The 21,483-nt window shown below is 70.4% G+C and carries 15 protein-coding genes and 1 pseudogene; all 16 read left to right on the top strand.

Annotated features, from left to right (window positions below):
• A pseudogene (locus SOM61_RS00365) lies at positions 1-415 on the top strand (IS1595 family transposase); the annotation flags it as partial.
• Between the two features lie 668 nt (positions 416-1,083).
• Complete coding sequence (locus SOM61_RS00360; protein ID WP_320472227.1) at positions 1,084-1,665, top strand: Pvc16 family protein; 582 nt, start codon at positions 1,084-1,086, stop codon at positions 1,663-1,665.
• On the top strand, positions 1,662-2,480 hold the full coding sequence (locus tag SOM61_RS00355) for a hypothetical protein (protein WP_320472226.1): 819 nt from the start codon (positions 1,662-1,664) through the stop codon (positions 2,478-2,480). Before SOM61_RS00360 ends, SOM61_RS00355 begins: the two co-directional genes overlap by 4 nt.
• Positions 2,481-2,497: 17 nt before the next feature.
• Entirely contained in the window at positions 2,498-4,096 is a 1,599-nt protein-coding gene (locus tag SOM61_RS00350; RefSeq protein WP_320472225.1) for a phage tail sheath family protein, read from the top strand.
• Between the two features lie 55 nt (positions 4,097-4,151).
• Complete coding sequence (locus tag SOM61_RS00345) at positions 4,152-4,610, top strand: phage tail protein (protein ID WP_320472224.1); 459 nt, start codon at positions 4,152-4,154, stop codon at positions 4,608-4,610.
• A gap of 144 nt (positions 4,611-4,754) precedes the next feature.
• A complete protein-coding gene (locus SOM61_RS00340; protein ID WP_320472223.1) occupies positions 4,755-5,258 on the top strand; it encodes a phage tail protein in 504 nt (167 codons plus the stop codon).
• Between the two features lie 4 nt (positions 5,259-5,262).
• On the top strand, positions 5,263-5,448 hold the full coding sequence (locus tag SOM61_RS00335; RefSeq protein WP_320472222.1) for a DUF5908 family protein: 186 nt from the start codon (positions 5,263-5,265) through the stop codon (positions 5,446-5,448).
• Position 5,449: 1 nt separating this feature from the next.
• A complete protein-coding gene (locus tag SOM61_RS00330; protein ID WP_320472221.1) occupies positions 5,450-6,088 on the top strand; it encodes a CIS tube protein in 639 nt (212 codons plus the stop codon).
• A gap of 2 nt (positions 6,089-6,090) precedes the next feature.
• Positions 6,091-7,887, top strand: coding sequence for a type VI secretion system tip protein VgrG (gene vgrG, locus SOM61_RS00325; RefSeq protein ID WP_320472220.1), 1,797 nt, complete (start codon positions 6,091-6,093; stop codon positions 7,885-7,887).
• Positions 7,888-7,921: 34 nt separating this feature from the next.
• On the top strand, positions 7,922-8,194 hold the full coding sequence (locus SOM61_RS00320) for a PAAR domain-containing protein (protein ID WP_320472219.1): 273 nt from the start codon (positions 7,922-7,924) through the stop codon (positions 8,192-8,194).
• Between the two features lies 1 nt (position 8,195).
• Complete coding sequence (locus SOM61_RS00315) at positions 8,196-8,606, top strand: GPW/gp25 family protein (RefSeq protein WP_320472218.1); 411 nt, start codon at positions 8,196-8,198, stop codon at positions 8,604-8,606.
• Complete coding sequence (locus SOM61_RS00310) at positions 8,603-12,352, top strand: hypothetical protein (protein ID WP_320472217.1); 3,750 nt, start codon at positions 8,603-8,605, stop codon at positions 12,350-12,352. Before SOM61_RS00315 ends, SOM61_RS00310 begins: the two co-directional genes overlap by 4 nt.
• Positions 12,336-13,157, top strand: coding sequence for a hypothetical protein (locus SOM61_RS00305; RefSeq protein WP_320472216.1), 822 nt, complete (start codon positions 12,336-12,338; stop codon positions 13,155-13,157). Before SOM61_RS00310 ends, SOM61_RS00305 begins: the two co-directional genes overlap by 17 nt.
• On the top strand, positions 13,154-13,483 hold the full coding sequence (locus SOM61_RS00300) for a hypothetical protein (protein ID WP_320472215.1): 330 nt from the start codon (positions 13,154-13,156) through the stop codon (positions 13,481-13,483). Before SOM61_RS00305 ends, SOM61_RS00300 begins: the two co-directional genes overlap by 4 nt.
• The gene (locus SOM61_RS00295) at positions 13,480-16,011 is read left to right on the top strand and encodes a hypothetical protein (RefSeq protein WP_320472214.1); all 2,532 of its coding nucleotides are present in this window, start codon (positions 13,480-13,482) and stop codon (positions 16,009-16,011) included. Before SOM61_RS00300 ends, SOM61_RS00295 begins: the two co-directional genes overlap by 4 nt.
• A gap of 10 nt (positions 16,012-16,021) precedes the next feature.
• Entirely contained in the window at positions 16,022-21,466 is a 5,445-nt protein-coding gene (locus tag SOM61_RS00290; RefSeq protein ID WP_320472213.1) for a contractile injection system tape measure protein, read from the top strand.
• Positions 21,467-21,483 lie beyond the last annotated feature (17 nt).

Genomic DNA, 21,483 nt, shown 5'->3' with positions numbered 1-21,483 from the left:
TGCATCCTGGTAGCGCGCGACCGCAGCGGCCAGACCATCGACGCCGTGACCGGTCGCGGCGCCTTGAAGGTAGCCCAACTGGTCAAGCACTTGCTGCCAAAACTCGATCCCCAGGCGCTGCTGGTCACCGATGCCAACGCCGCCTATCCCGCCTTTGCCCGCGCCCCATGGCGTCGCGCACCAGGCCGTCAACCTCAGTGCCGGCGAACGCGTCCGCAACGGGGCCGAGGGCGCCATCCACGTTCAAAATGTGAACGCCTATCACAGGCGCTTCAAGGAATGGCTGGCGCGCTTCCATGGCGTGGCGTCGCGCTGGCTCACCAACTATCTGGGCTGGCATTGGGCGCTCGATGGCGGGAGAGTCACTTCTGTCGAGCAATTGCTGCGTATTGCATTCGGGGTCATCAACAGGTAACGATGACAGCGCCGAAAAAATAGTATGGTCTGCCTGAGTCAATAAGATCCGGTGCGGTCGATATATGCAACAACCGGCATAAGCAATCGCCTGCGCCCGTAAGTACTCATTGTCGATCAATTCATTGGCAATCAATGAACGTTCGTTATTGAACAAGAATTTCTGGCGATATCGAATCTCCGACTCGCCCGCAAGAAATGGTGAATATTCACCTTGATATGTCAATGTCGGCAAGTTTAATCGACATTCTCGTGACATTCTCACCGCCGAGGCTTTGGCGAATATCGAATCACTTCCATTACTGCAGGGAGAGGGGCCTCGTTCGCGCGTGGAGGATAGCCGAGCCAGCCCTTCGCTGACAAGCTATTTTTGCCGATGAACCCTAAAAAAAATATCTGCAAAGTATGTGGAGTTTTTTTCCCGAAGCATGCATCATAACTGCCTGTGCAATCGTGGATTCCATTCAAAAAAGAGATCGCATGCCGTCCATCGACAATGATTGTGGCATCGCCTTGGAATCCGTTTTGCACCTATAAATATAAGAAGTAATTACATGATGCGGGACCGCATGCAATCCACGCGGCCAAAGCGCACATACAGGGATGTTTTTCGGCAGAACGCCAGGCGCGTTTGCTGGGGAATTGTGACGGCCGTTTTTCAGGAAGTATATGATTGATCGCGCAATCAGTCAGATAGCGGCGCAACTCAATGAATACCTGAGAGGCCTGCTGGGAACGTCCGAAGATATTGTCGTGGTCTCGAATCTGCTGGGGCCCGATGGCTCGCCGGCGCCGAACGTGAATAATCGCGTGATCCTGTTCCTGACCTCGATCGAGAAGGATACGGTGTCCCAGCGCCCGCCCGAAGGCCGTGGCATGGCATTCGCCGGATCCCAGCCGCTATTCCTGAATATCTACCTGATGGTGGCGGCCAATTTCACGGGTGCGAATTACCCGGAATCCCTCAAATTCCTGTCGCTGGTCATCGGATTCTTTCATCGCCAGCCAGTCATCGATCACGCCAATTCGCCCGATCTCGACCAGCGCATCAGCAAGCTGGTGCTGGATATCGAGAATACCTCGCCCCAGGCCATGAGCAATATCTGGGGCGTGCTCGGCGGGCGCTACCTGCCGTCGGTGCTGTACCGCGTGCGCATGGTCGCCGTCGGCGGCGGTGACATCCAGGGCCGGATCTCTCCCGTCACCGCGCCGGATGCGTCCGCCAGCTATCGCCCGGCGGACGCCTCATGAGCGCTTACGGCGAGTGGTTCCGCTTCGACGTCGAGCATGCTTACCATGGGGGCCGCTTCGGCGGCTGGCGCGCGCTGCCGGACGAGCCGACCGGCCGTCTGCTCAAGCGCGCGGGCGTCCTGATGCGCCAGGTGGACGGCGGCGTCGTGCTGCTGTTCCCCGAGCGCGACCGGGACCTGCTGCCCGCGCAGGAGGATGCCGTCCTGGTGTTCGAGGTGCGGGTCGACGATCCGCTGTTCGCCAGCTACACCTCGCTCCAGGCGGAGCGCGGCCAGGCGCTGCTGGCCGACAGCCGCCAGGCGGTGCGCGAGCCATCGGGCGCGTGGCGCCTGCATGCCGGCGAGCTGCTGGGCGAAGAGGCGCTGGCGCCGGACCTGCCGCGCCAGCCCGGCGCACGGCGCCCGGCGCTGCTGCTGCGCATCGCGCCACCGGTGCCACCGGCGCCCGATGCCCCCGCGCCGCACGCCGCGCCGCGCTACGTCGTGCGCCTGGGCGCCGCTTCGAGCCACTGGAAGTATTACCTGATGGACGCACTGGCCGAACGCGCGCTGTCGATCGTCGACCTCGACGACGAGGTGGAATTCACGCGCGTGGAGGGCGGCGGCCTGGATGGCCGGAAGGCCGCCGTGTTCGTGTCCGACCGCGCGCTCGCGCTGCATGAGCGGTCGGCGCACCGCTTCCAGTTGCGCGAACAGGCGGCCTTTGGCGACAAGGTGCTGATCAAGAGATTGCCCGTGGCGTGCGCGGGCATTCGCCGCAAGGCGGAGGTCGATGGACACGCGGTGCTGGTATCGGAAATTTTTGTCAATTATTAACTTGCGGAGCTGAGGACGTGGCATACAAAACCCCTGGTGTATATATCCTAGAAAAGGACGCCTTCCCGAATTCGGTCGTGGAAGTGGCCACCGCCGTCCCGGCGTTCATCGGCTATACCGAAAAGGCCGATAACAAGGGCACGACGCTGAACCGGAAGGCCTGGCGCATCACGTCGTTGACCGAATTCATCGACTACTTCGGCGGCCCGCCGGCGGCGCGCTTCAACCTGGCCGAAGTCGAACTGAAGGATGCGGGCGAAGACGACGTGGTGGTGCCCGATCCGGCCAACCCGACCGGCCCGCGCAAGGCCTACCGCATGAGCCAGGACAGCGGCGCCTACCTGCTGTACTACAGCATGCAGCTGTTCTACCAGAACGGCGGCGGCCCGTGCTACGTGGTGTCGGTGGGCGGTTACGGCGACGCGATCGAGGCCGATCCGATCGTGGCCGGCCTGGACGTGCTGCGCAAGGAACAGGAACCGACCCTGGTGGTCGTGCCGGACGCCATGCTGCTCAAGGGCACCGAGGACAGCCCGGGCGCATCCGCGATCGCGGTCCAGCAGGCCGTGCTCCAGCACTGCGGCGAAGTGATGAAGAACCGTTTCGCCATCCTCGACGTGTACGACGGCTGGCGCGACCGCAAGGATCCGGCCGGCGATCCGATCGCGCAGTTCCGCGATGCGCTGGGCGTGAACAACCTGCACTTCGCCGCCGCCTACTATCCGTGGGTCGACACCACCATCGTGCCCGAGACTGCGCTGAGCTTTCGCAACCTGAACGACAAGGGCCTGCTCAAGACCCTGCTCACGGCCGACATGAAACTGGACCCGGCCAGGGCGCCCGTCGATCCGATCCCGCGCAAGGGCTTCGACGAGAAGGTGGCGGCGGTGAACAACCTGGACGCCAGCTGGGAGATCGACGGCGAGCGCTACCAGAACGAGAGCGACGTGGCCAAGGGCCAGCTCGACCTGCACCAGTTGCTGGCCAAGTTCAGCCCCCTGTACGCGAGCCTGATGGGACGCCTGGCGCGCCGCCTCAACCGCCTGCCGCCGGCGGCGGCGATGGCCGGCGTCTACACCAGCGTCGACAACGGCCGCGGCGTGTGGAAGGCGCCGGCCAACGTCAGCCTGAACTCGGTCATCGCGCCGGTGGTGAGCATCAGCCACGCCGAGCAGGAAGACCTGAACGTCACCACCTCGGGCAAGTCGATCAACGCGATCCGCGCCTTCATCGGTTCGGGCGTGCTGGTATGGGGTGCGCGCACCCTGGACGGCAATAGCCTCGACTGGCGCTACGTCAACGTGCGCCGCACCATGATCATGCTCGAGGAATCGCTGCGCCTGGCGATGGCGGCCTATGTGTTCGAGCCGAACACCGCCAACACCTGGGTCACGGTCAAGGGCATGGCGAGCAACTTCCTGACCGGCATCTGGAAGCGCGGCGGCCTGGCCGGCGCCTCGCCGAGCGACGCCTTCAGCGTGTTCTGCGGCCTGGGCGAGACCATGACCGGGGAAGACATCCTGGAAGGCCGCATGAACATGACGATCCTGGTCGCCCTGTCGCGCCCGGCCGAGTTCATCGAGATCACCTTCCAGCAGCAGATGCAGAAGTCGTAAGCCCGCGGGCAGCGACACCCAACCACCTTATTGAACATAGCAAAGCGAGGATACGATGGCAGACGACGGTTCCGCACAATCCAAGAACCTGTGGCCCCTCCCCAAGTTCTATTTCGAAGTGAAATGGGACTCCGAAGTGATGTCCTTCCAGGAGGTCAGCGGCCTCCAGATCGAGATGGAAGAACTCAAGTACCGCGCCGGCGACAGCAAGTCGTTCGGCGTGATGAAGATGCCGGGCATGATGAAGGTCGGTAACGTGACCATGAAGAAGGGCGTCTACAAGGGCGATAACAAGTTCTGGGACTGGTTCAACGAGATCAAGATGAACACCATCAAGCGCAAGCCGGTGACCATCAGCCTGCTCGACGAGACCGGCGCCCCGACCATGGTCTGGACCCTGCTCAACGCGTTCCCGATCAAGATCACCAGCACCGACCTGAAGGCCGAAGGCAACGAAGTGGCGATCGAGACCATCGAGATCGCGCACGAGGGCCTGACCATCGCCAACAGCTGACGGTGATCGCATGCCGACGATGCACGATGAAGAAGAGGCGGCGCGGTGACGGATAAGGCCGGGATTCCACCCGCGCCCCCGCTTCCGCCGCCGCCTGCCCCCCCGCCGGCGCCCCGTTCCGTTTCCGCGGTGCGGGGCGGCGGCGTGAGCGCCAGCAGCCTGCAGACGCAGATCCTGGCGCGCACACTGCGCGCCGAGCAGGCCAATCTGCCGCCGGTCGCGTACTCGTTCCGGGTCGTGTTCGCCGAAAACGGCATGAAGGACGAAACCAGCTTCCAGGAAGTATCGGGCATCGGCGGCGAGATGCAGGTCGAGGAGGTAAGCGAAGGCGGGGAGACCCGTTTCGTGCACCGCCTGCCGACCGGCGTGAAGTACAAGCCGCTGGTGCTCAAGCGCGGCGTGGCGCCGGCCGGCTCCGCGCTGGCCAAATGGTGCCGCGCCACGCTGGAAGGCGGGCTTGGACGCCAGATCCTCACCGTCCCGCTCACGATCTACCTGCTCGACGAGCAGAGCAATCCGCTGCGCGCCTGGCTGTTCGCCAACGCCTATCCGACCCAGTGGGAGATCGGCAATTTCGACGCGATGAACAACGCGGTCGCGATCGAGACCATCACCCTGAGCTATACCTATTCCACCCGACTCCTGTAACAGCATGGCCATCGAAATACGCAACCTGTCGATCACGTCCAAGGTGGTCCAGCGCCAGGCAAGCCAGCCCGGCGCCGGGCGTGAGACGCCCGACGAGCAGAAGGACGGCTTCTGCGCGCCGTCTTCGGACTGGCGCGTCGAGTGCCGCCGCATGATCCAGGAACTGCTCGAACTGCAGCGGGAGCGCTGACATGGCAGAGAAGGAACGCTTCAAGATCAGCAAGTGGAACATCGTCGCCGGCAAGCCGAACGGCACGCCGTTCCAGGCGATGCTCAATCCGTCGGGCTACGAGATCGCGCGCCAGGCCAAGGCCAGCAAGGATGGCGCCGCCGATGGCGGCATCGAGGAGACGCTGACGCTGGAAGACCTGGTGCTGGACGGCACCGGGGTGGTGCCGTCGGCGACCGGCGTGCCGCAGAGCGTCGAGCAGCAGCTGGCCGACCTGCTGGCGATCGTCCAGATCAAGCGTATCGGCCAGACCACGGTCTATCCGATGGTGCAACTGGTGTGGGGCGCCCTGTACTTCGTGGGGCGCGTGCGGCGCGTCGGCACCAAGTTCACCCTGTTCGCGCCGGACGGCACGCCGCTGCGGGCGCGCGTGTCGCTGTCGGTCGAAGAGTACGTCCCGGCCAACAACACCAAGCCGGCGCGCGAAACCGCGGCCATGAGCCGCCAGCTCAGCGTCGAGGCCGGGGTGCGCCTGCCCGAGCTGTGTTTCGCCGCCTATAGCGACCCGGGCATGGCCGCCGCGCTGGCCCGCTACAACAACCTGACGTCGATGCGCAATGTCCCGGCCGGGACCACGCTCGCCACACCACCGAAAGCCTGACGATGGCACAGTCTCCACTCGACAACGCCGACGGCGACTTGCGGGTCGAAGTCACCTGCGATGGCGTCGCGCTGCCCGATGCGGCGCAGCTGCTGTCGGTCGAAATCACGCATGCGGTCAACCGCATTCCTTCCGCCCGCGTGGTCGTGCTGGATGACAGCGACGTCGACGAGGGCATGCGCCTGGCGCTGAGCGACGGCGAGCTGTTCAAGCCGGGCGCCGCGATCGTCATCAAGGCAGGCCGCGGCGAGGCCGCCACCGACCAGGTCTTTAGCGGCATCGTCATCCGTCACGGCGTGCGCATCGGGCCCTTCGGACGCAGCCGGCTGGTGGTCGAGTGCCGCGACAAGGCGATCAAGATGACGGTCGGCCGGCACAGCGCCAACTTCGTCGACATGAGCGACGACGCGATCCTGTCCAAGCTGATCAAGGCGAACGGGCTCGATGCGAGCGTCGACGCCACCACCGTCACCTACAAGGAGCTGGTGCAGTACGAGGTCAGCGACTGGGACTTCGTGCTGGCGCGGGCCGAGGCCAACGGTCTGCTGGCGCTGGTCGACGCCGGCAAGGTGACGCTGGCCGCCCCTGCTACTTCCGGCGCGGCGGCGCTGGCGGTCGAGTATGGCGTCGACCTGCTGGAGTTCGACGCCGACATCGACGCCAGGAGCCAGCTGGCCGCGGTCGGCGGCGTCGCCTGGGATCCGTCCACCCAGGAGGTGGTCGAGCAGAGCGCGAGCCCGGCGACGCTCAACAATCAGGGCAACCTGGACGGCGCGACGCTGGCCGCCGTGCTCGGGCTCGACAACTATCGGCTGCAGTCGGCGGCGGCGCTCGACAGCGAGGGCCTCAAGGCCTGGACCGCCGCGCGCCAGATGCGCGCCGGCCTGGCGCGCGTGCGCGGGCGCATGCGCTTCGTCGGCAGCGCGCTGGCCGAGCCCGGCACGCTGCTGGCCGTGAGCGGCGTCGGCAAGCGCTTCGACGGCGACGCCTGGCTCGCCAGCGTGACCCACATGATCGCCGACGGTAACTGGATCACCGAGGCCGAATTCGGCCTGGCGCCCGAGACCCAGTCCGAGCGCGGCGAGCTGGCCGCGCCGCTGGCGTCCGGCCTGAACGCGGGCGTCTCCGGCTTGCAGGTCGGCGTGGTCATGAAGCTCGACGCCGATCCCGAATCGCAGTACAAGATCCAGGTCTCGCTGCCGGTGACCAAGGCCGAGACGGCCGGGGTCTGGGCGCGCCTGGCCAGCCACTATGCGTCCAGCGGCATCGGCCACTTCTTCATCCCCGAGATCGGCGACGAGGTGGTGCTGGGCTTCCTGAACGGCGATCCGTCGCACCCGGTGATCCTCGGCAGCGTGTACAGCGGCAAGCGCAAGGCGCCCTACGAGCCGACGGCGGACAACTTCACCAAGGCCCTGGTCACGCGCAGCAAACTGAAAGTGGAGTTCGACGACGACAAGAAGTCGATCACCATCGCCACGCCCGGAAACAACACCATCGTGCTGAGCGACGACGCCAAGTCGATCGTGCTGCAGGACCAGACCGGCAACAAGGTGACGCTCGACACGGGCGGCATCACCCTCGACAGTCCGAAGGACATCGCGATCACCGCCAAGGGCAAGATCACGCTCGACGCGGTGGGCAATATCGAGCAGTCGAGCAAGGCCGACCTCAAGCAGGACGCCCTCAACATCGCGAGCACCGCCAGGATGGGCCTGACCGCGAAGGGGGCGGCCAGCGCCGAACTGTCCGCCAGCGGCCAGACGGTGGTCAAGGGCGCCCTGGTCATGATCAATTGAGGACGCCATGCCGCCCGCCGCCCGTTTAACCGATATGCACGTCTGCCCCATGGTGACGCCCGGCGTCCCGCCGATCCCCCATGTGGGCGGGCCGATCACCGGCCCCGGCGTGCCCACCGTCCTGATCGGCAAGCTGCCGGCAGCCGTCGTGGGCGACCTCGCCGTCTGCGTCGGCCCGCCGGACAGCATCGTCAAGGGTTCCGCCACGGTGCTGATCGGCGGACGCCCGGCCGCGCGCATGGGCGACACCTGCGCCCACGGCGGCAGCGTCGTGATCGGCTATCCGACCGTCCTGATCGGGGGCTGAGGTGAATGCAGCGCGCAAGACGCCATCCTTCCTGGGGACCGGCTGGGCCTTCCCGCCGCAGTTCGGCCGCGACGGCCGCACCGTCATGGTGTCGGACGAGCGCGACATCCGCGAAAGCCTGGGCATCCTGCTGGCCACGCGACCCGGGGAGCGCATCATGCACCCGCTGTATGGCTGCAACCTGCACGCGCTGGTGTTCGAACACGTCAGCGAAAGCGTGGTCACCGAGATCCGCCAGGCGATCCTGCAGGCGATCGCACGCTGCGAGCCGCGGGTCGAGGTCGAGCGGGTGGCGGTGCTGCCCGGGCCCGACGCGCACGGCGTGCTGCCGATCGAGATCCTGTACCGCGTTCGCGCCACCAATACCCGCGCCAACCTGGTCTATCCCTTCCATGTGGAAGCCGCTTCATGAGCATGCGGGAGGGGCTGGCGCAGCATACGCGCCTGCCGGCGGCGCTGGCGCCGCACTACATCGACGTCGACGAGCTGACGCAGGCCCAGTTGATGACGCTGGCGCTGCACTACGCCGGCCTGGTGCGCTTCGCCACCGAGGGCCCCGAGGCGAGCTGGGACCGCACCTGGCGCGACTACTTCGGCGACGACGAGACGCTGGTGATGGCCGAGATCCTGTCGTTGCGCGTTCACCGTAACCGGGCCGGCTTCGACGCCCTGGTGGACCGCGCGCTGGACGGCATGGCGCCGGGCGGCATGCCGGCGCCGCGCGGCGGCTCGCCGACCGCGCTGCTGGCCGCGATGGTCGAGCGGCTGGAGACCTGGTCAGGGGTGCTGCTCGGGCGCGGCAGTCCGGTCGGGATCGACCTCGGCACCCTGATCGTCGGCGTGCTGGACAACCTGCCGGCATCGCTGCGGCGGGCGCTGGCCTACCGGGCGGCGCGCCCAGAATGGAATGCGGGCCGCGACGCCCCGGCGCTGGTGGCCGAGATGGGCGCGATGCTGGGCCTGGAGCCGGGCGGGGCGGTGCGCGACGACGAGCTGCGCGCGTTGTGCCGCACCTGGTTCAACCAGCTGGCCAAGGCCATCGAGATGGTCCAGCGCGGCGCCGCCCAGCGGCTCGGGCAGAGCCTGGCGAGCGGGGTCCACGATCCGGGCGCGGGCCTGTTGCTGGCCTTCGTCCAGATCTACCGGCGCGCCCAGGATGCGGCCAACACCCTGACCGAACGTCACCTCGATTTCTATTACGATCGCGTGCTGCGCATGCGCCCAAAACCGGCGGAATGCGATTCGACCTTCCTCGTGTTCGCCCCCGCCGCGCCTGGCGCGCACACCACGGTGCCGGCCGGAGCCGCCTTCCTGGCCCCGGCCGGGCGCCAGCTGGGCGACCTGGTGTTCGCGCCGCGCCAGGGTCTGGTGGTGGGCGACGCCAGCCTGCGCGCGATGTACACGCTGTTCTGCGAGCGCAATCCGCTGACCGCGCCCGAGAACGCGCTGTGGGAGCAGCGCCACGACCGGCGCATGAGCTATCCCACCGCCTGCCGACTGGCCAGGTTGCCGGTGCTGGAGCCGGACCAGGCGCTCGACCGGGCCAACCTGGCGCCGCGGCCGCTGTTCGGCGCGCCGCGCACGGCCACCAGCGCGGCCCCGGGCCAGGCCGCGCGCCTCGGCTTCGCCCTGGCCAGCAACGTGCTGCTCATGCGCGAGGGCGAACGCAGCGTGCACGTGACCGTGCTGCTGGGCGCCCAGCGCCACGGTCCCACGGGCGACGAGACCCTGGGCGACCGGCTGGCACAGCTGGCCACGCAGATGCGCGAATCGCAGGCCGAGATGCGCTACAAGGTGCTGCGCCGGATGTTCACGCTGGCGCTGACCGGTGTCGACGGCTGGATGGCGGTGCCGGCCTATAGCGCCACCTTCGATCCGGCCGGGGAGGGTGGCGTCCACGACGCGCTGCACATCCATTTCACGCTAGGGCACGAGGCCGGCGCGGTGGCGCCCTACGACCCGGCGCTGCACGGGCCCGGTGTCACGGGCGCCTGCCCGCTGCTGCGCTTCGAGCTCAATGGCGAAGGATATTTGTATCCCTACGGCCTGCTGCGCGGCCTGCCCATGGTGCGCGCCCAGGTCGACGTCAAGGTGCGCGGCCACCGTTCGCTGGCGCTGTACAACCAGATGGGGGCGCTGTCGCCGGCGGCGCCCTTCCAGCCTTTCGGTCCGCTGCCGGCACATGGCGCCTGGCTGGTGGTCGGGAGCGCCGAGATGGCATGCAAGCGCGTGACGGCGGCCGAGCTGGCGTTCGAGTGGGGCGGGCTGCCGCAGGCGGCGGGTGGCCTGCGCGCCTGGTACGGGGGCTACGACGGCGAGCCGTTCCGCGACGTGCGCTGCACGGTGGCGGCGCTGGCCGACGGCCGCTGGCAGCCGGTCGAGACCCAGGTCGAGGCGCGGCCGGCGCAAGTGCTGTTCGCCGATGCCCCGGCCGACCGGCGCCAGGCGGGCGCACCGGGCGTCTCTGCCAGCGAGGTGGTCAACCTGGGCCCGGTGCTGCACCTGGCGCGCCCGCTGCCATTGGGACGCTGCGCGCCGGACCAGCCGTTCGCCTGGGAACCGGGCGCCAGCAGCGGATTCTTCCGCCTGACCCTCGATACCGGCGAATTCGCCTTCGGCCACCGCGACTATCCCTACCAGCTGGCGCGGGTGCTGACCCGCAACAGCCAGTGGCGCTACCGGCGCGACGCGCACGCGCTGCCGAATCCGCCGTATACGCCGACGGTGGAGACGGTGGCGATGACCTACGCGGCCACCAGCACGATCGGGCCGACGCCGGCGCCGTCCGGAGAAGCGCTGCTGCGCCTGCATCCCTTCGGCTGGGAAGCGGCGCGTGGCGGCAGCGAACACGGCGACCTGCTGCTGCCCTCGATCGACTATTCCGGCAACCTGTACCTGGGCCTCTCCGCGAGCGCGCTGGATGCGCCCCTGAGCCTGTTCTTCAACCTGGTCGAGGACGCGCTGCCGATGGCGAGCCAGCACGCGCGCGACATCAGCTGGGCCTACCTGGCCGGCAACCGCTGGATCGCGCTGCCGCCGCACGCGGTGCTGGGCGACTCGACCCAGGGCTTCATCCGCCCCGGCATCGTCACGCTGGCGCTGCCCACGGACGCGGGATGCGACAACACCATCATGCCGGAAGGACTGGTCTGGCTGCGGGTCTCGTGCGAGCATGAGCTGAACCGTTTCTGCCAGCTGTATTCGGTGCATCCGCACGCGCTGCAGGTGTGGCGCGCCGAGGACGACATGGCGGCGGGCGCGCCGGAGCGCATCGCGGCGGCGACCATCCGCCGTCCGCGCCAGGCCATCCCCGGACTGGTGCGCGTGACGCAGATGACGGCGTCCAGCGGAGGGCGCCTGCGGGAAGACCGGGTCGAGCTGCGCCGCCGCAGCGCCGAACGCCTGCGCCACAAGGGCCGCGCGGTCGTGCCCGACGATTACGAACGGCTGGTGCTGGAGCGCTTTCCGGACATCGACCGCGTCAAGTGCTTTCCCAACCTGTCGCTGGAGCTCAGGCCGGATGGCGGCGCTTGCCCGGGGCACGTGCTGGTGGTGGCGCTGCCGGCGTTCGCGTCCAGCGGCAACCTGAGCGTGCTGCCGCGCCTGAACGGCGACCTGGTGGCGCGCGTCCACGCCTTCCTGGCTGCGCGGGTCGGCGCCGACGTGCGCCTCGAGGTCGCCAATCCGTTCTACCAGCGCATCCAGGTGCGCTGCAAGGTGCGGCTGGCGCCGGGACTGGACCACGGCCGCCACGTGAACCTGCTCGACCGCCTGGTCTCGGACTTCATTTCGCCCTGGAACCCGGCCGGCAACACCAGCCTGTTCGGCTGGACCTTGCGCCAGCATGACGTCGAGGCCTTCCTTCTGGCCCAGCCGGGCGTGCTGGCCGTCAGCGAATTCTCGATGCTCAGCGTGAGCGACGCCGGCCTCGAGCGCTATAAGCTCACCGATACCGCGGCGCCCGGCCGCAAGGGCGAGCCGGCGCCCGACGTGACCCCGCTGTATCCGTGGAGCGTGGCGGTGCCGATCCGGCGCCACGCCATCCTGGTGGCCGGCAGCGAGCAGTCGCGCGTCGCCAAGCGCACCGGCATTGGCAAGCTGGAAATCGGCAGCACTTTCATCATTTCACCCGAGACCGACAATGACCAAGCGAAATAGAGACACGCTGAAGAGACGCTTCGGCGAGGGCGAGATGCCGTCGGCCGGCGATTTCAGCGACCTGATCGAATCGGTGCTGAACATCCATGACGACGGCATCGCCCACAACGAACGCGACGGCCTGCGCCTGACCCAGATCAGCGGCAACAACCGCGTCCTCAGCCTGTACGGCGCGGTGGAAGAGGAAAGCACCGCCTGGGCCTTCGGGCTGGACGGGCGCACTGCGCGCCTGACGCTGGACGCGGCGCGGCGCGGCGCGGCGCCCGGGGAGGTGGATGCCGACGACGAGGCTGAAGGCGGCGGCTACGCGGTCCTGACCCTGCTGGGGCCAAACAGTGACGGAAGGACCGACGGCCGGATCGGCGTCAACACCCGCCATCCGCGCCACCAGCTGGACGTGGACGGCGTGGTGGCCAGCAGCGGCCGGGTGGGCGCCGCCGGCAGCCTCCCGGCGTTGGCCGACGCCGAGTGGCACACCATCGGAGGCCCCTACCAGGGCTGCACGGCGCTGGAAGTGACGGCCGGCGCCGGCCGCCGCGATTCCGGCAAGTACGCGCTGATGCATGCGTTCGCGCTGCGCGCCTTCGACGCCAAGGGTGAGATCACCTATCACCAGGCGCATTACGGCTCGCGGCGCCACCGCCTGCAGCTGCGCTGGCTCGACGACAAGGCGGTGCCGGGCGACTACTACCTGCAGCTGCGGGTCGGCTGCCCGTATGGCGAAAACACCCGCATCCAGTACCATCTGACCTCGCTGTGGCTCGACCCGCGCATGGACGGCAGCGCCGCGCAGGAGGAGGCATGAACGCCCGCGGTGACGCGGCGGCGCGCTTCGCCCTGCAGCTGGCGCCGCGCCAGGCGCGCCTGGTGGCCGAGGCGCTCGGCCTGCGTCCGTATGCCCAGGTGCAGGCGCTGATGGCGCGCCTGGAGGCCTGGGCCCAGGCGTGGAGCGCAGGCGGCGCGGCGCCCTTCGTGCTCGACGCCGGCGAGCTGGCGCTGGTGGTGGCGGCCCTGTCCGACCTGCCATATCGCCGCGTGCATGTGCTGGTGCGCAGCCTGGAGGCGCAGCTGGAGCAGCTGGCGGCGCTGCCGGCGACCGGCGCGCGCACGACGCTGGAGCGGGCGGCATGACGGCCGCGCCGGGCCGCGACCGGCTCGATGCCGGCGTGGACGATGCGGCCAGCTTCGAGGCGCTGCGCAGCGCCGGCATCGCGGCGCTGCAAGACCTGTGCGGCGAGGTCTGGACCGACTACAACCTGCACGATCCGGGCGTCACCACGTTCGAGCAGCTGGCATACGGCCTGACCGACCTGGCCTATCGCACCGGCTTCGATATGGCCGACTACCTGACCGGTCCGGACGGCCTCATCGACTATGCGGGCCTGGCCCTGTATCCGCCCGAGGATATCCTGCCGGGCGCGCCGCTCACGATCGAGGATTACCGCCGCCTGCTGTACGGCGAGATCCCGGAGCTGGCCGACGTCTGGATCCGCGCCGAAGGGGGCGGCCTGCTTGCGATCGACGTGCTGGCCGACCATGATGGCAGCGCCGCGGCCCCCGCGGGCGAGACGGTGGACGCGGCCGCGCTGGCGCGCCAGGTGCGCCAGGTGTACGCGGGCAACCGCGCGCTGGGGGCCGACCTGGCCCGGGTGCGCGTGCTGGAGCCGCGCGCCTGCTACCTGCGCGGCGAGATCGATACCTGGGGCGAACGGTCGCAAGCCGAGGTGCTGGCCCAGATCCTGTTCGACTGCGGCCAGTACCTGTCGTCGGGACTGACGGCGCAGCGGCTGCGCGACGTGATCGCGCTTGACTGGAGTCCCGAGCGCGTGTACGACGGCCCAGCCACGCGCCACGGCCATGTCGGCGTGCGCCCCGGCGGCGACGACGGCGCCCCGGTCACGGTGAGCGAACTGATTGGCGTGATCCAGAAGATCGAGGGCGTGCGCCGCATCCGCAGCCTGTCGATCGTCGACGCCGAGCTGCGGCCGCTGGCGGGCATCCCGCGCGACCGCGCCGATGGCGCCTGCGGGGTGCTGCCGTTCCCGGCCGGCGAGACCCTGGTCGAGCTGCTGCGGGTGCAGCCGGAGCAGGGCATCGAATATGGCGTGAGCGAACAGATGATCCCGCCGGCGCCGGCCTGGCGCAGCGCCAACCGCCTGCTGTACGAGGAGGCGCGGCTGGAACTGGCCAAGCTGCGCTTCGAGCGGCGCGCGTTTCGGGCCGACGACAGCTGCGCGCGCACCCGCTATGCGCTGCCGTCCGGCACCTACCGCGAGCTGCATGCCTATTACTCGGTGCAGCACGAATTTCCCGCCGTGTACGGCGTCGGCCAGTACGGCCTGCCCGAGAGCGCGAGCGCTGAGCGCAAGGCCCAGGCGCGCCAGTTGCAGGGCTACCTGTATCCGATGGAGCAGCTGATGGCGAACTACCTGCAGAACCTGCAGGAATTCCCGCGCCTGTTCGGGCTCGGGCACGAGGACACGCACAGCTATGGCTCCCAATACCTGGCGGGCCAGGCGGCGCCGGGCGTGGAAGCGCTGTACCGCGAGTCGCCCGACGCCACCCGCGCGCGCCTGGCGCGGGTGCTGGCGCGCCAGGACGAGCACATGGAGCGCAAGGGCCGGGTCTACGATTACCTGCTGGCGATCTATGGCGAGACCTTCCCGCAGACCGCGCTGCGCCGCTTCAATCACTACCACCCGCATGACACCGACGTCTGGCTGCTGGACGCCAAGCGGCGCCTGCTGGAGGAGCTGGTCGGCCTGAGCGCGCGGCGCGGCAGCGGCGCCGACTATACGCTGCCGCCCGATGCGGCGGGCGCCGTGTCGCCGCTGGCCCGGCGCGCCGCCATCCTGCTCGGTTTCGACGCCGCGGACGGCCGGCGCAGCCTGTGCCCGGCGCGCGGCGGCGCGCGCCTGGCGCTCGACGAAGAAGATGAATCCGCGCATGGCGCCATGCCGCCCGCCGCGCCGGACGACTGGTTGCCGCTGCCGCCCGCCAGCGGGCGCGCCGCGGCGCCGTCCGGCGGTTTCCTGGCGCGCCGCGACCGGCTCGACGAGGCGCTGTTTCGCGACGGCGCGCTGCTGGCCAACTACCGGCTGGCGCGCAGCGGTGGCGCCTATCAGTTGCACGTGCAGGCCGGCGCGCACTGGCGCATGCTGGGCAGCCACGCGCGGCGCGACGTCGCGGTCGCCGCCGCGCATGCGGCGGTGGCCGAGCTGGCCGACCTGAACCGGGGCTGCGAAGGCATGCACATCGTCGAACACCTGCTGCTGCGCCCGGGCCTGTGGCGCGACGACGCTGGCCGGCACGCGCCCGGTGAGGGACTTGGCAATCCTTCGTTCTACGCCGCCCACATCAGCGTGGTGCTGCCGCGCTGGACGCTGCGCTGCGCCGACCGGGGTTTCAGGAACCTGGTCGAGGAGACCGTGCGCGAGCATTGCCCGGCCCACATCCAGCCCGGCTTCCTGTGGCTGGGTCCCGCCGCCATGGCGCAATTCGAGCAGCTGCACGACGCCTGGCGCGACGCGCTGCGCAGCTGGCATGCGGCCGACGAAGGGGAGCGCGGGCGCGAAGAAGAGCCCCTGACTGCATCCCTGCACGACGCGGCCGGCGTGCTCGTGCATTTCCTGCGCGCGCACCGGAAGGAACCGACATGAGGCCGGCCGGATGAGTACTCCGCACCTGATCGATCGCTTCGACGTCGAGATCGAGTTCGATCCGCCGGATCCCGGGCTGCAGGACGAGCAGGGCTTGCTGCGCCTGGTCCGGGAGGCGCTGCTGCCCGTGCTCGACGAGGTGCTGGACGCCTGCGATGAACCGGGCACGGTCCTGGTCCTGCCTTCGCTCGCGCTCGACCTGGGCACGATCGAGCGCCATGCGCTGCACGAACAGGCCCCGGCGCGCCTGCGCGCGCTGCTCGAGGATGCGCTGGCGGCGGCGCGTCAGCAGGCGCGGCTGGCGGCTGCCGGGCCGGGGGCGGAGTCTGTTGGCCTGGCCGCATCCGCTCTTCCCAGCATCAGGAGCGCGCAGGACGACGCGCTGGCGCGGCTGGCGGCCTTCCTGCGCAGCGGACGGCTGGGCTGGGATGCGCCGCCGCGAAGCCGCGACCTGCACGTACAATTGCTGGATGGCCTGCTGGCGTCGGCGCCAGGGGCGCTGGCGCGGATGCTGGCCGACGCCATCCGGCAGCCGGGAGCCCTGCGGCGGCTGGCGGCACAGTTCCCGCCACGCCAGCTCGAGGCGGTGCTGGAAACGGCGGCGCCGGGCCAGGCGCGCGCGCTGCTGGCCTGGCGCGCCGCCTTCGCGTGCGGATCGGGTGGCACGGACGCCGCGCTGGCCTGGAGCTGGGTGTTGGGCGTGGCCTTGGGCGCCACAGCGCCGGCCGCCGGCCTGGCGGCGGTGGCAGCGGCGATCGGACACCCGTCCGGCACGCTGGAGAGGGTAACGCTGGCGCCGGCAGACGGCGAGCGCCTGGCGGCGTGGTGGCGGCGCGGCGAGCGCGATGCCGGCGCCGCAGCCGTGCTGGAGCGGCTGCTGGCGGCTGGAGGCGGGCGGGGCGTGCGCGACGGCCTGGCGCGGGAGCTGGGAACGGCGCTGTCCGCCCCGGACGCGGCGCGCCGGCTGGCCGGCGCCATGCCGCTGCACCTGCGCGAGCGCATGCTGCGCTTCCTGATGCCGTCCGGCGCCGCGCGCCTGCTGTTGCTGATGAGCGAGGTCGAACGGCAGCTGGTGTCGCGGGTGAGCGACCGTGGCCGCGGCGCCGAAGCGCATGCGCGCTGCTGGCTGGAGCTGCTCGCGGCCGGCCTGGACGGAGCACATGTCGTCGTGCGCGACGATGCGGTGCGGACGCGCCTGTACGCGGTGCTGGATGCCGCGACGCAGGGCACGGCGTTGCCCGATCAAGGCGTTTCCCGCGCTGCCGATGCCATGGCGCCGGACGAACTCGCGCAACTGGCGGCATTCCTGGAACGCGGCCGCTTCGACGGCGCGCTGCCGCTCGCAGGAGAACAGGGCGAGCCGCACGTCCGGTTGCTCGCACGCCTGCTCGAACGCGCCGGGCGCAGCCGCGCTGCGCGCGAGGCGCTGCTGCGAATGCTGGTCAGGGTGTCGGCAAACCCGGCGGCACTGCGCCGGCTGGTCGAACAGTTCCCGCAACGCCAGCTGGCCGGCCTCGTGGATGCGGCGGCGCCCGGGCGAGCAGCGGCGCTGCTGGCGCTGTTGCAGGAATTGCAGGACGGCGCGCGCCTGGACCTGCCGGCGATCGAGGACGACGCGCGCGACGCCTGGCGCGACCTCCTGCTGCGCGCGCTGCGCGAGGGGCCGCCCGAGGCGCACGCGGCGGCTGAGGACGATGCGCAACTGGCCGGATTGGAAGCCTGGTGGCGCGGCGGCCGCTACGATCCGGCTGGCGCGGCGCGGCTCGGGGCGCTGCTGGCAAGGGTGGAGACGGAAGGCGTGGATGCGCCCCTGAGGATGGCGCTGGCGCGCGTGCTGTCCGCGCCGGACGGCGCGCTGCGCCTGGCCCGGGCGCTGCCGGAACGCCTGCGTGAATCGCTGATCCGCTTCGCGCTGCCGGGCCTGGCGCCACGCGCGATCGCGCTGATGCAGCGGCTGCGCGCGCGCCACCCCCAGGCGCCGGAGACTTGCATCGATGCCTGGGCGCGCCTGTTGACGGCATGCCTGGCGCCGCCGGTGTCGGCGGCCGCCGTGCAGGTGTTGTGCGAACGCCTGGACGCGGAGCTCATGCCGCCGCCGGCACGCGACGAAGCACCAGCCGCGTCCCAGCAGCGGATGCCGGCGGCGCTGGACGAGCTCGAAGCGTGGTGGCGTGGCGGACAGGCCGACGCCGCGCGCGCCGCGCGGATGGAACGGATGCTTGCCCGGGCCACGGCGGCCGGTGGCGACGACGACCCGGGCGCCGGGCGGTCGCTGGCGCAGGCGCTCGTCGCCGCGCTGGCGCGCACCGTGGCCTTGCCCGAGGGGCCGCGCCGCCTGGCGGCTGCGCTGCCCGAGCAGCTGGGCATCGCCCTGTTGTGGTTCGCCGTGCCGTCGCTGGCGCCACGGCTGGTCGCCTTGTTGCAGCGCCTGGGCCGGCGCCTCGCTTCCAGGCCGGACGCCTTGCGCGATTGCTGGGCGCAGGTGTACGCGCTGTGCCTGGGGCCGGCGCCATCCTCGGCGTCGGTAGAAGCATTGTGTCTTCGCCTGGATGCCGCAGCCCCGCCCGACGCCGCGCCGCGCCAGCGCGGCGCGAACGTCCGGGGCAGTCGGAACAAGGGCGCACTCGACGGGCTCGAAGCCTGGTGGCGCGCGGGACATGCCGATCATGGCCGCGCGGCCCAGCTGGAGCGCCTGCTGGCGGTCGATGCGGCAAGTTCTACGGATGCGGCCGAGGCCGGGGCGCTGGAAGGCGCATTGGCCGTGGCGCTGCGGCGCACGCTGGCCTCGCCGGGCGGCGCGCGCCGGCTCGTGTCCGCGATTCCGGTGCACCTGCGCGAAACCTTGCTGGCGCGCTTCGCTCCTGCTTTCGCGTCGGCCGCGATCGTGCGCCTGCGTGCGCTGGGCCGGTGGCTGGCCTCCACACCAGGCGCCTCCGGCCCGGCGCCGGGCCTGCATGCGCGGTCTTGGGCGGAGGTGCTCGAGGCCTGCCTGTCGCCGACGGTGACGGCGGCCTCGGTGCAGGCCCTGTGCGCCCGCCTGGACGAGGTCATCGCGCGGGTCGCGCGCCACGGCCAGGAGGATACGCACGATCGGATGCACCATCGGATGCACGAGCGGACGCAAGATGGGCCCGCGGCGTGGCGCGGCGCCTCCGCCCTCGAGCGCCTCGCGGCTTTCCTGCGCAAGGGCCGCCTGCTCGGAGCGCATGCGGCGGCCGGAGCGGCCGGCGATGGGCCGGCGCCGCTCGAGGAAACCCACGTGACGCTGCTCGACGGCCTGCTGGCTTCGCCGTCGCTGCAGCCGCTGTGGCGCATGCTGGCCGCCGCCCTTGCGCGTCCGGCCGCGGCGCGGCGCATGGTGGAACAGTTCCCCGAACGGCAGTTGCGCGACCTGCTGGCACGAGCGGCGCCGGCCCGTGCCGCGGCGCTGTACGCGCTGGCGGACGAGCTGGAGCGCGCGGGCGTCGCGGCGGGTATCGCACCACGGCGGCTGCGCCTGCTGGTCTGGCCCGCGTTGCTCGGCGCCGCCGTGCGCGCCGCGGCGGGGCAGGCGCCACTGCCGCCGTTGAAGGCGCTGCGCGGCGCCATAATCGACCGCCTTGCCGCGCCGCCCGATCAGGCCGGCGCGGAGCAGGATGGCTCGGCGGTCGTTGCCGAGATTGCGGCGCTTGCTCCCGGCACGCCGGTGCGCGCACGCCTGCGCGAGTTGGCAGGCTCCGGCAGTGTGACTGCGTTGCGCGCACTCGTGCGCAAGACGGTGCAACACGATGCTGCCGATGCGCTGCTCGCCATTGCCGACGGCGTCGAGCTGCGTGCACGCGCGCATCCGGGCTATCCGCGCGTAGAGGCCTGGGCCGACCTGCTGGAGGCCGCCCTCGGCGGCCCGACGTCCCGGCACATCGCGCAACTGCAGGGCCGCTACCTGGGCGCCGCAGGCGATGCCCTGCGGCTGCGCCAGGCCCACGCTGCGGCGCCGGCTTCCATGCCATGGCAGGCGGCGGCTCCGGATGGCGGTGCGGGGCGCGCGTTGCGGCGCCTGCTGTCCGGCGCCGCACGGGTGCGGGCCGGCGGCAGGCACGCGTTCGAGGACGCCTCCGGCCGCGCCATCCCTGTCCCGTCCGACCCGGCTGCGCGACGCCTGCTCGACGCGTGCGGGGTGCTGGAAACCGGGCTGGCTGCCGCCACGGCGCCACCGGCGGCGCTCGACGCCGCGCACTGGCTGGCGCGCATCAGCGACCATCTCGCCAGGGAAGATCGTATCGCGCCCGCGCGCCGCGCCGTCATGCTGGAGGCGATCTCAGAGGCAGCCCGGGCCAGCGGCGGAGAACAGGCCTGCCTGCGCGCAGTCATGGATGCGCTGGAGCGCGGCGCGCCGCTGGACCTCGAGGCGATCGTCCTGCAGGACGGGTCGCAGCCGGAGGCTAGGCACACTGCAAGCGAACCCCGAAGCGCAGTCGTCGCGGCGCTGCTGGCCGCCGACGACGATCCGCCGCCACCCGCATGGACCGCGCTGCTCGAAAGGCGGGGCGACGACGTGCTGCGGTCGCTGCGCACGGCCGGACGCCGGCGTGGCTGGCGCGCGGCGCTGCGCGAGGGCCTGCCCCAACGGATGCTGGCCGACCTGGTCGCGCTGTCGCGGCCCGAGCTCGGGGCCGCGGTGCGCGTCATCGCCGAACGGGCCGACGTCGTCGCCCCGGTGCTGGGAAGCGGCTGGCAAGATGCGCTGTGGCGCGGCGCCTTCGACCTGGCGGCGCGCCCGTTCAGGGCCGCCACCCCCGACCTGGCCGCCGCCTGCGAGCAGGTATTGCGCGCGGCCGCGCCGGGTGCGCGGGAGCGTGCGGCGCTGCTGGAGGCATGGCGTGCTGCCCCGTCCCCGGCGGCGGCGGTGCGCGAGGCGCCCAAGCTTCCTGCCACCGCGAATATCGCCGACGGTCCGCCCGGCATGCCCGAAGGCGAGCGCATCGCCCTGGCGAATGCCGGCATGGTGCTGATGGCGCCTTATCTGCCGCGCCTGTTCGGCATGCTGGGACTGGTGGCGGATGGGGCCTTCGTCGACCTCGACGCCGCCGAGCGCGCCGTGCACCTGCTGCAGTTCGCGGCATCGGGGGCCGGAAGCGCGCCGGAGTATGCGCTGCCCCTGAACAAGCTGCTGTGCGGCCTGCCACTGGAGGCGCCGGTCCCCGCCGGCATCTCGCTCACGACAGTCGAGCAAGAAACGATCGAGGGCTTGCTGGAGGCGATGATCGCCAGCTGGAGTGCACTGGGACGCACCTCGGTGGAAGGGCTGCGCCAGTCCTTCCTGATGCGCGACGGCGAACTGGCCCTGGGACCCCAGGGCTGGGAGCTGTCGGTCGTGCGCGGCCCCTTCGACATGCTGATGGACCGCCTGCCGTGGAGTTTTTCGATCGTGCGCTTCGCGTGGATGCCGGCGCCGCTGCACGTGACCTGGAATTGATTGACAGAAGAATTGGA

The organism is Massilia sp. CFBP9012 (assembly GCF_034045115.1).
In the GTDB taxonomy this organism is placed as follows: domain Bacteria; phylum Pseudomonadota; class Gammaproteobacteria; order Burkholderiales; family Burkholderiaceae_D; genus Telluria.
Note: the sequence above shows the minus strand (reverse complement) of the source record. Positions and strands in the feature narration are given on the sequence as shown.

What these genes read in the sequence shown, in the direction of transcription:
- SOM61_RS00345 (WP_320472224.1), top strand. Translation starts at nt 4,152, where the DNA reads ATGGCAGACGACGGTTCCGCACAATCCAAGAACCTGTGGCCCCTCCCC.
- SOM61_RS00295 (WP_320472214.1), top strand. Translation starts at nt 13,480, where the DNA reads ATGACGGCCGCGCCGGGCCGCGACCGGCTCGATGCCGGCGTGGACGAT.
- SOM61_RS00290 (WP_320472213.1), top strand. Translation starts at nt 16,022, where the DNA reads ATGAGTACTCCGCACCTGATCGATCGCTTCGACGTCGAGATCGAGTTC.
- SOM61_RS00310 (WP_320472217.1), top strand. Translation starts at nt 8,603, where the DNA reads ATGAGCATGCGGGAGGGGCTGGCGCAGCATACGCGCCTGCCGGCGGCG.
- SOM61_RS00330 (WP_320472221.1), top strand. Translation starts at nt 5,450, where the DNA reads ATGGCAGAGAAGGAACGCTTCAAGATCAGCAAGTGGAACATCGTCGCC.
- SOM61_RS00320 (WP_320472219.1), top strand. Translation starts at nt 7,922, where the DNA reads ATGCACGTCTGCCCCATGGTGACGCCCGGCGTCCCGCCGATCCCCCAT.
- SOM61_RS00300 (WP_320472215.1), top strand. Translation starts at nt 13,154, where the DNA reads ATGAACGCCCGCGGTGACGCGGCGGCGCGCTTCGCCCTGCAGCTGGCG.
- SOM61_RS00335 (WP_320472222.1), top strand. Translation starts at nt 5,263, where the DNA reads ATGGCCATCGAAATACGCAACCTGTCGATCACGTCCAAGGTGGTCCAG.
- SOM61_RS00305 (WP_320472216.1), top strand. Translation starts at nt 12,336, where the DNA reads ATGACCAAGCGAAATAGAGACACGCTGAAGAGACGCTTCGGCGAGGGC.
- SOM61_RS00360 (WP_320472227.1), top strand. Translation starts at nt 1,084, where the DNA reads ATGATTGATCGCGCAATCAGTCAGATAGCGGCGCAACTCAATGAATAC.
- vgrG (WP_320472220.1), top strand. Translation starts at nt 6,091, where the DNA reads ATGGCACAGTCTCCACTCGACAACGCCGACGGCGACTTGCGGGTCGAA.
- SOM61_RS00355 (WP_320472226.1), top strand. Translation starts at nt 1,662, where the DNA reads ATGAGCGCTTACGGCGAGTGGTTCCGCTTCGACGTCGAGCATGCTTAC.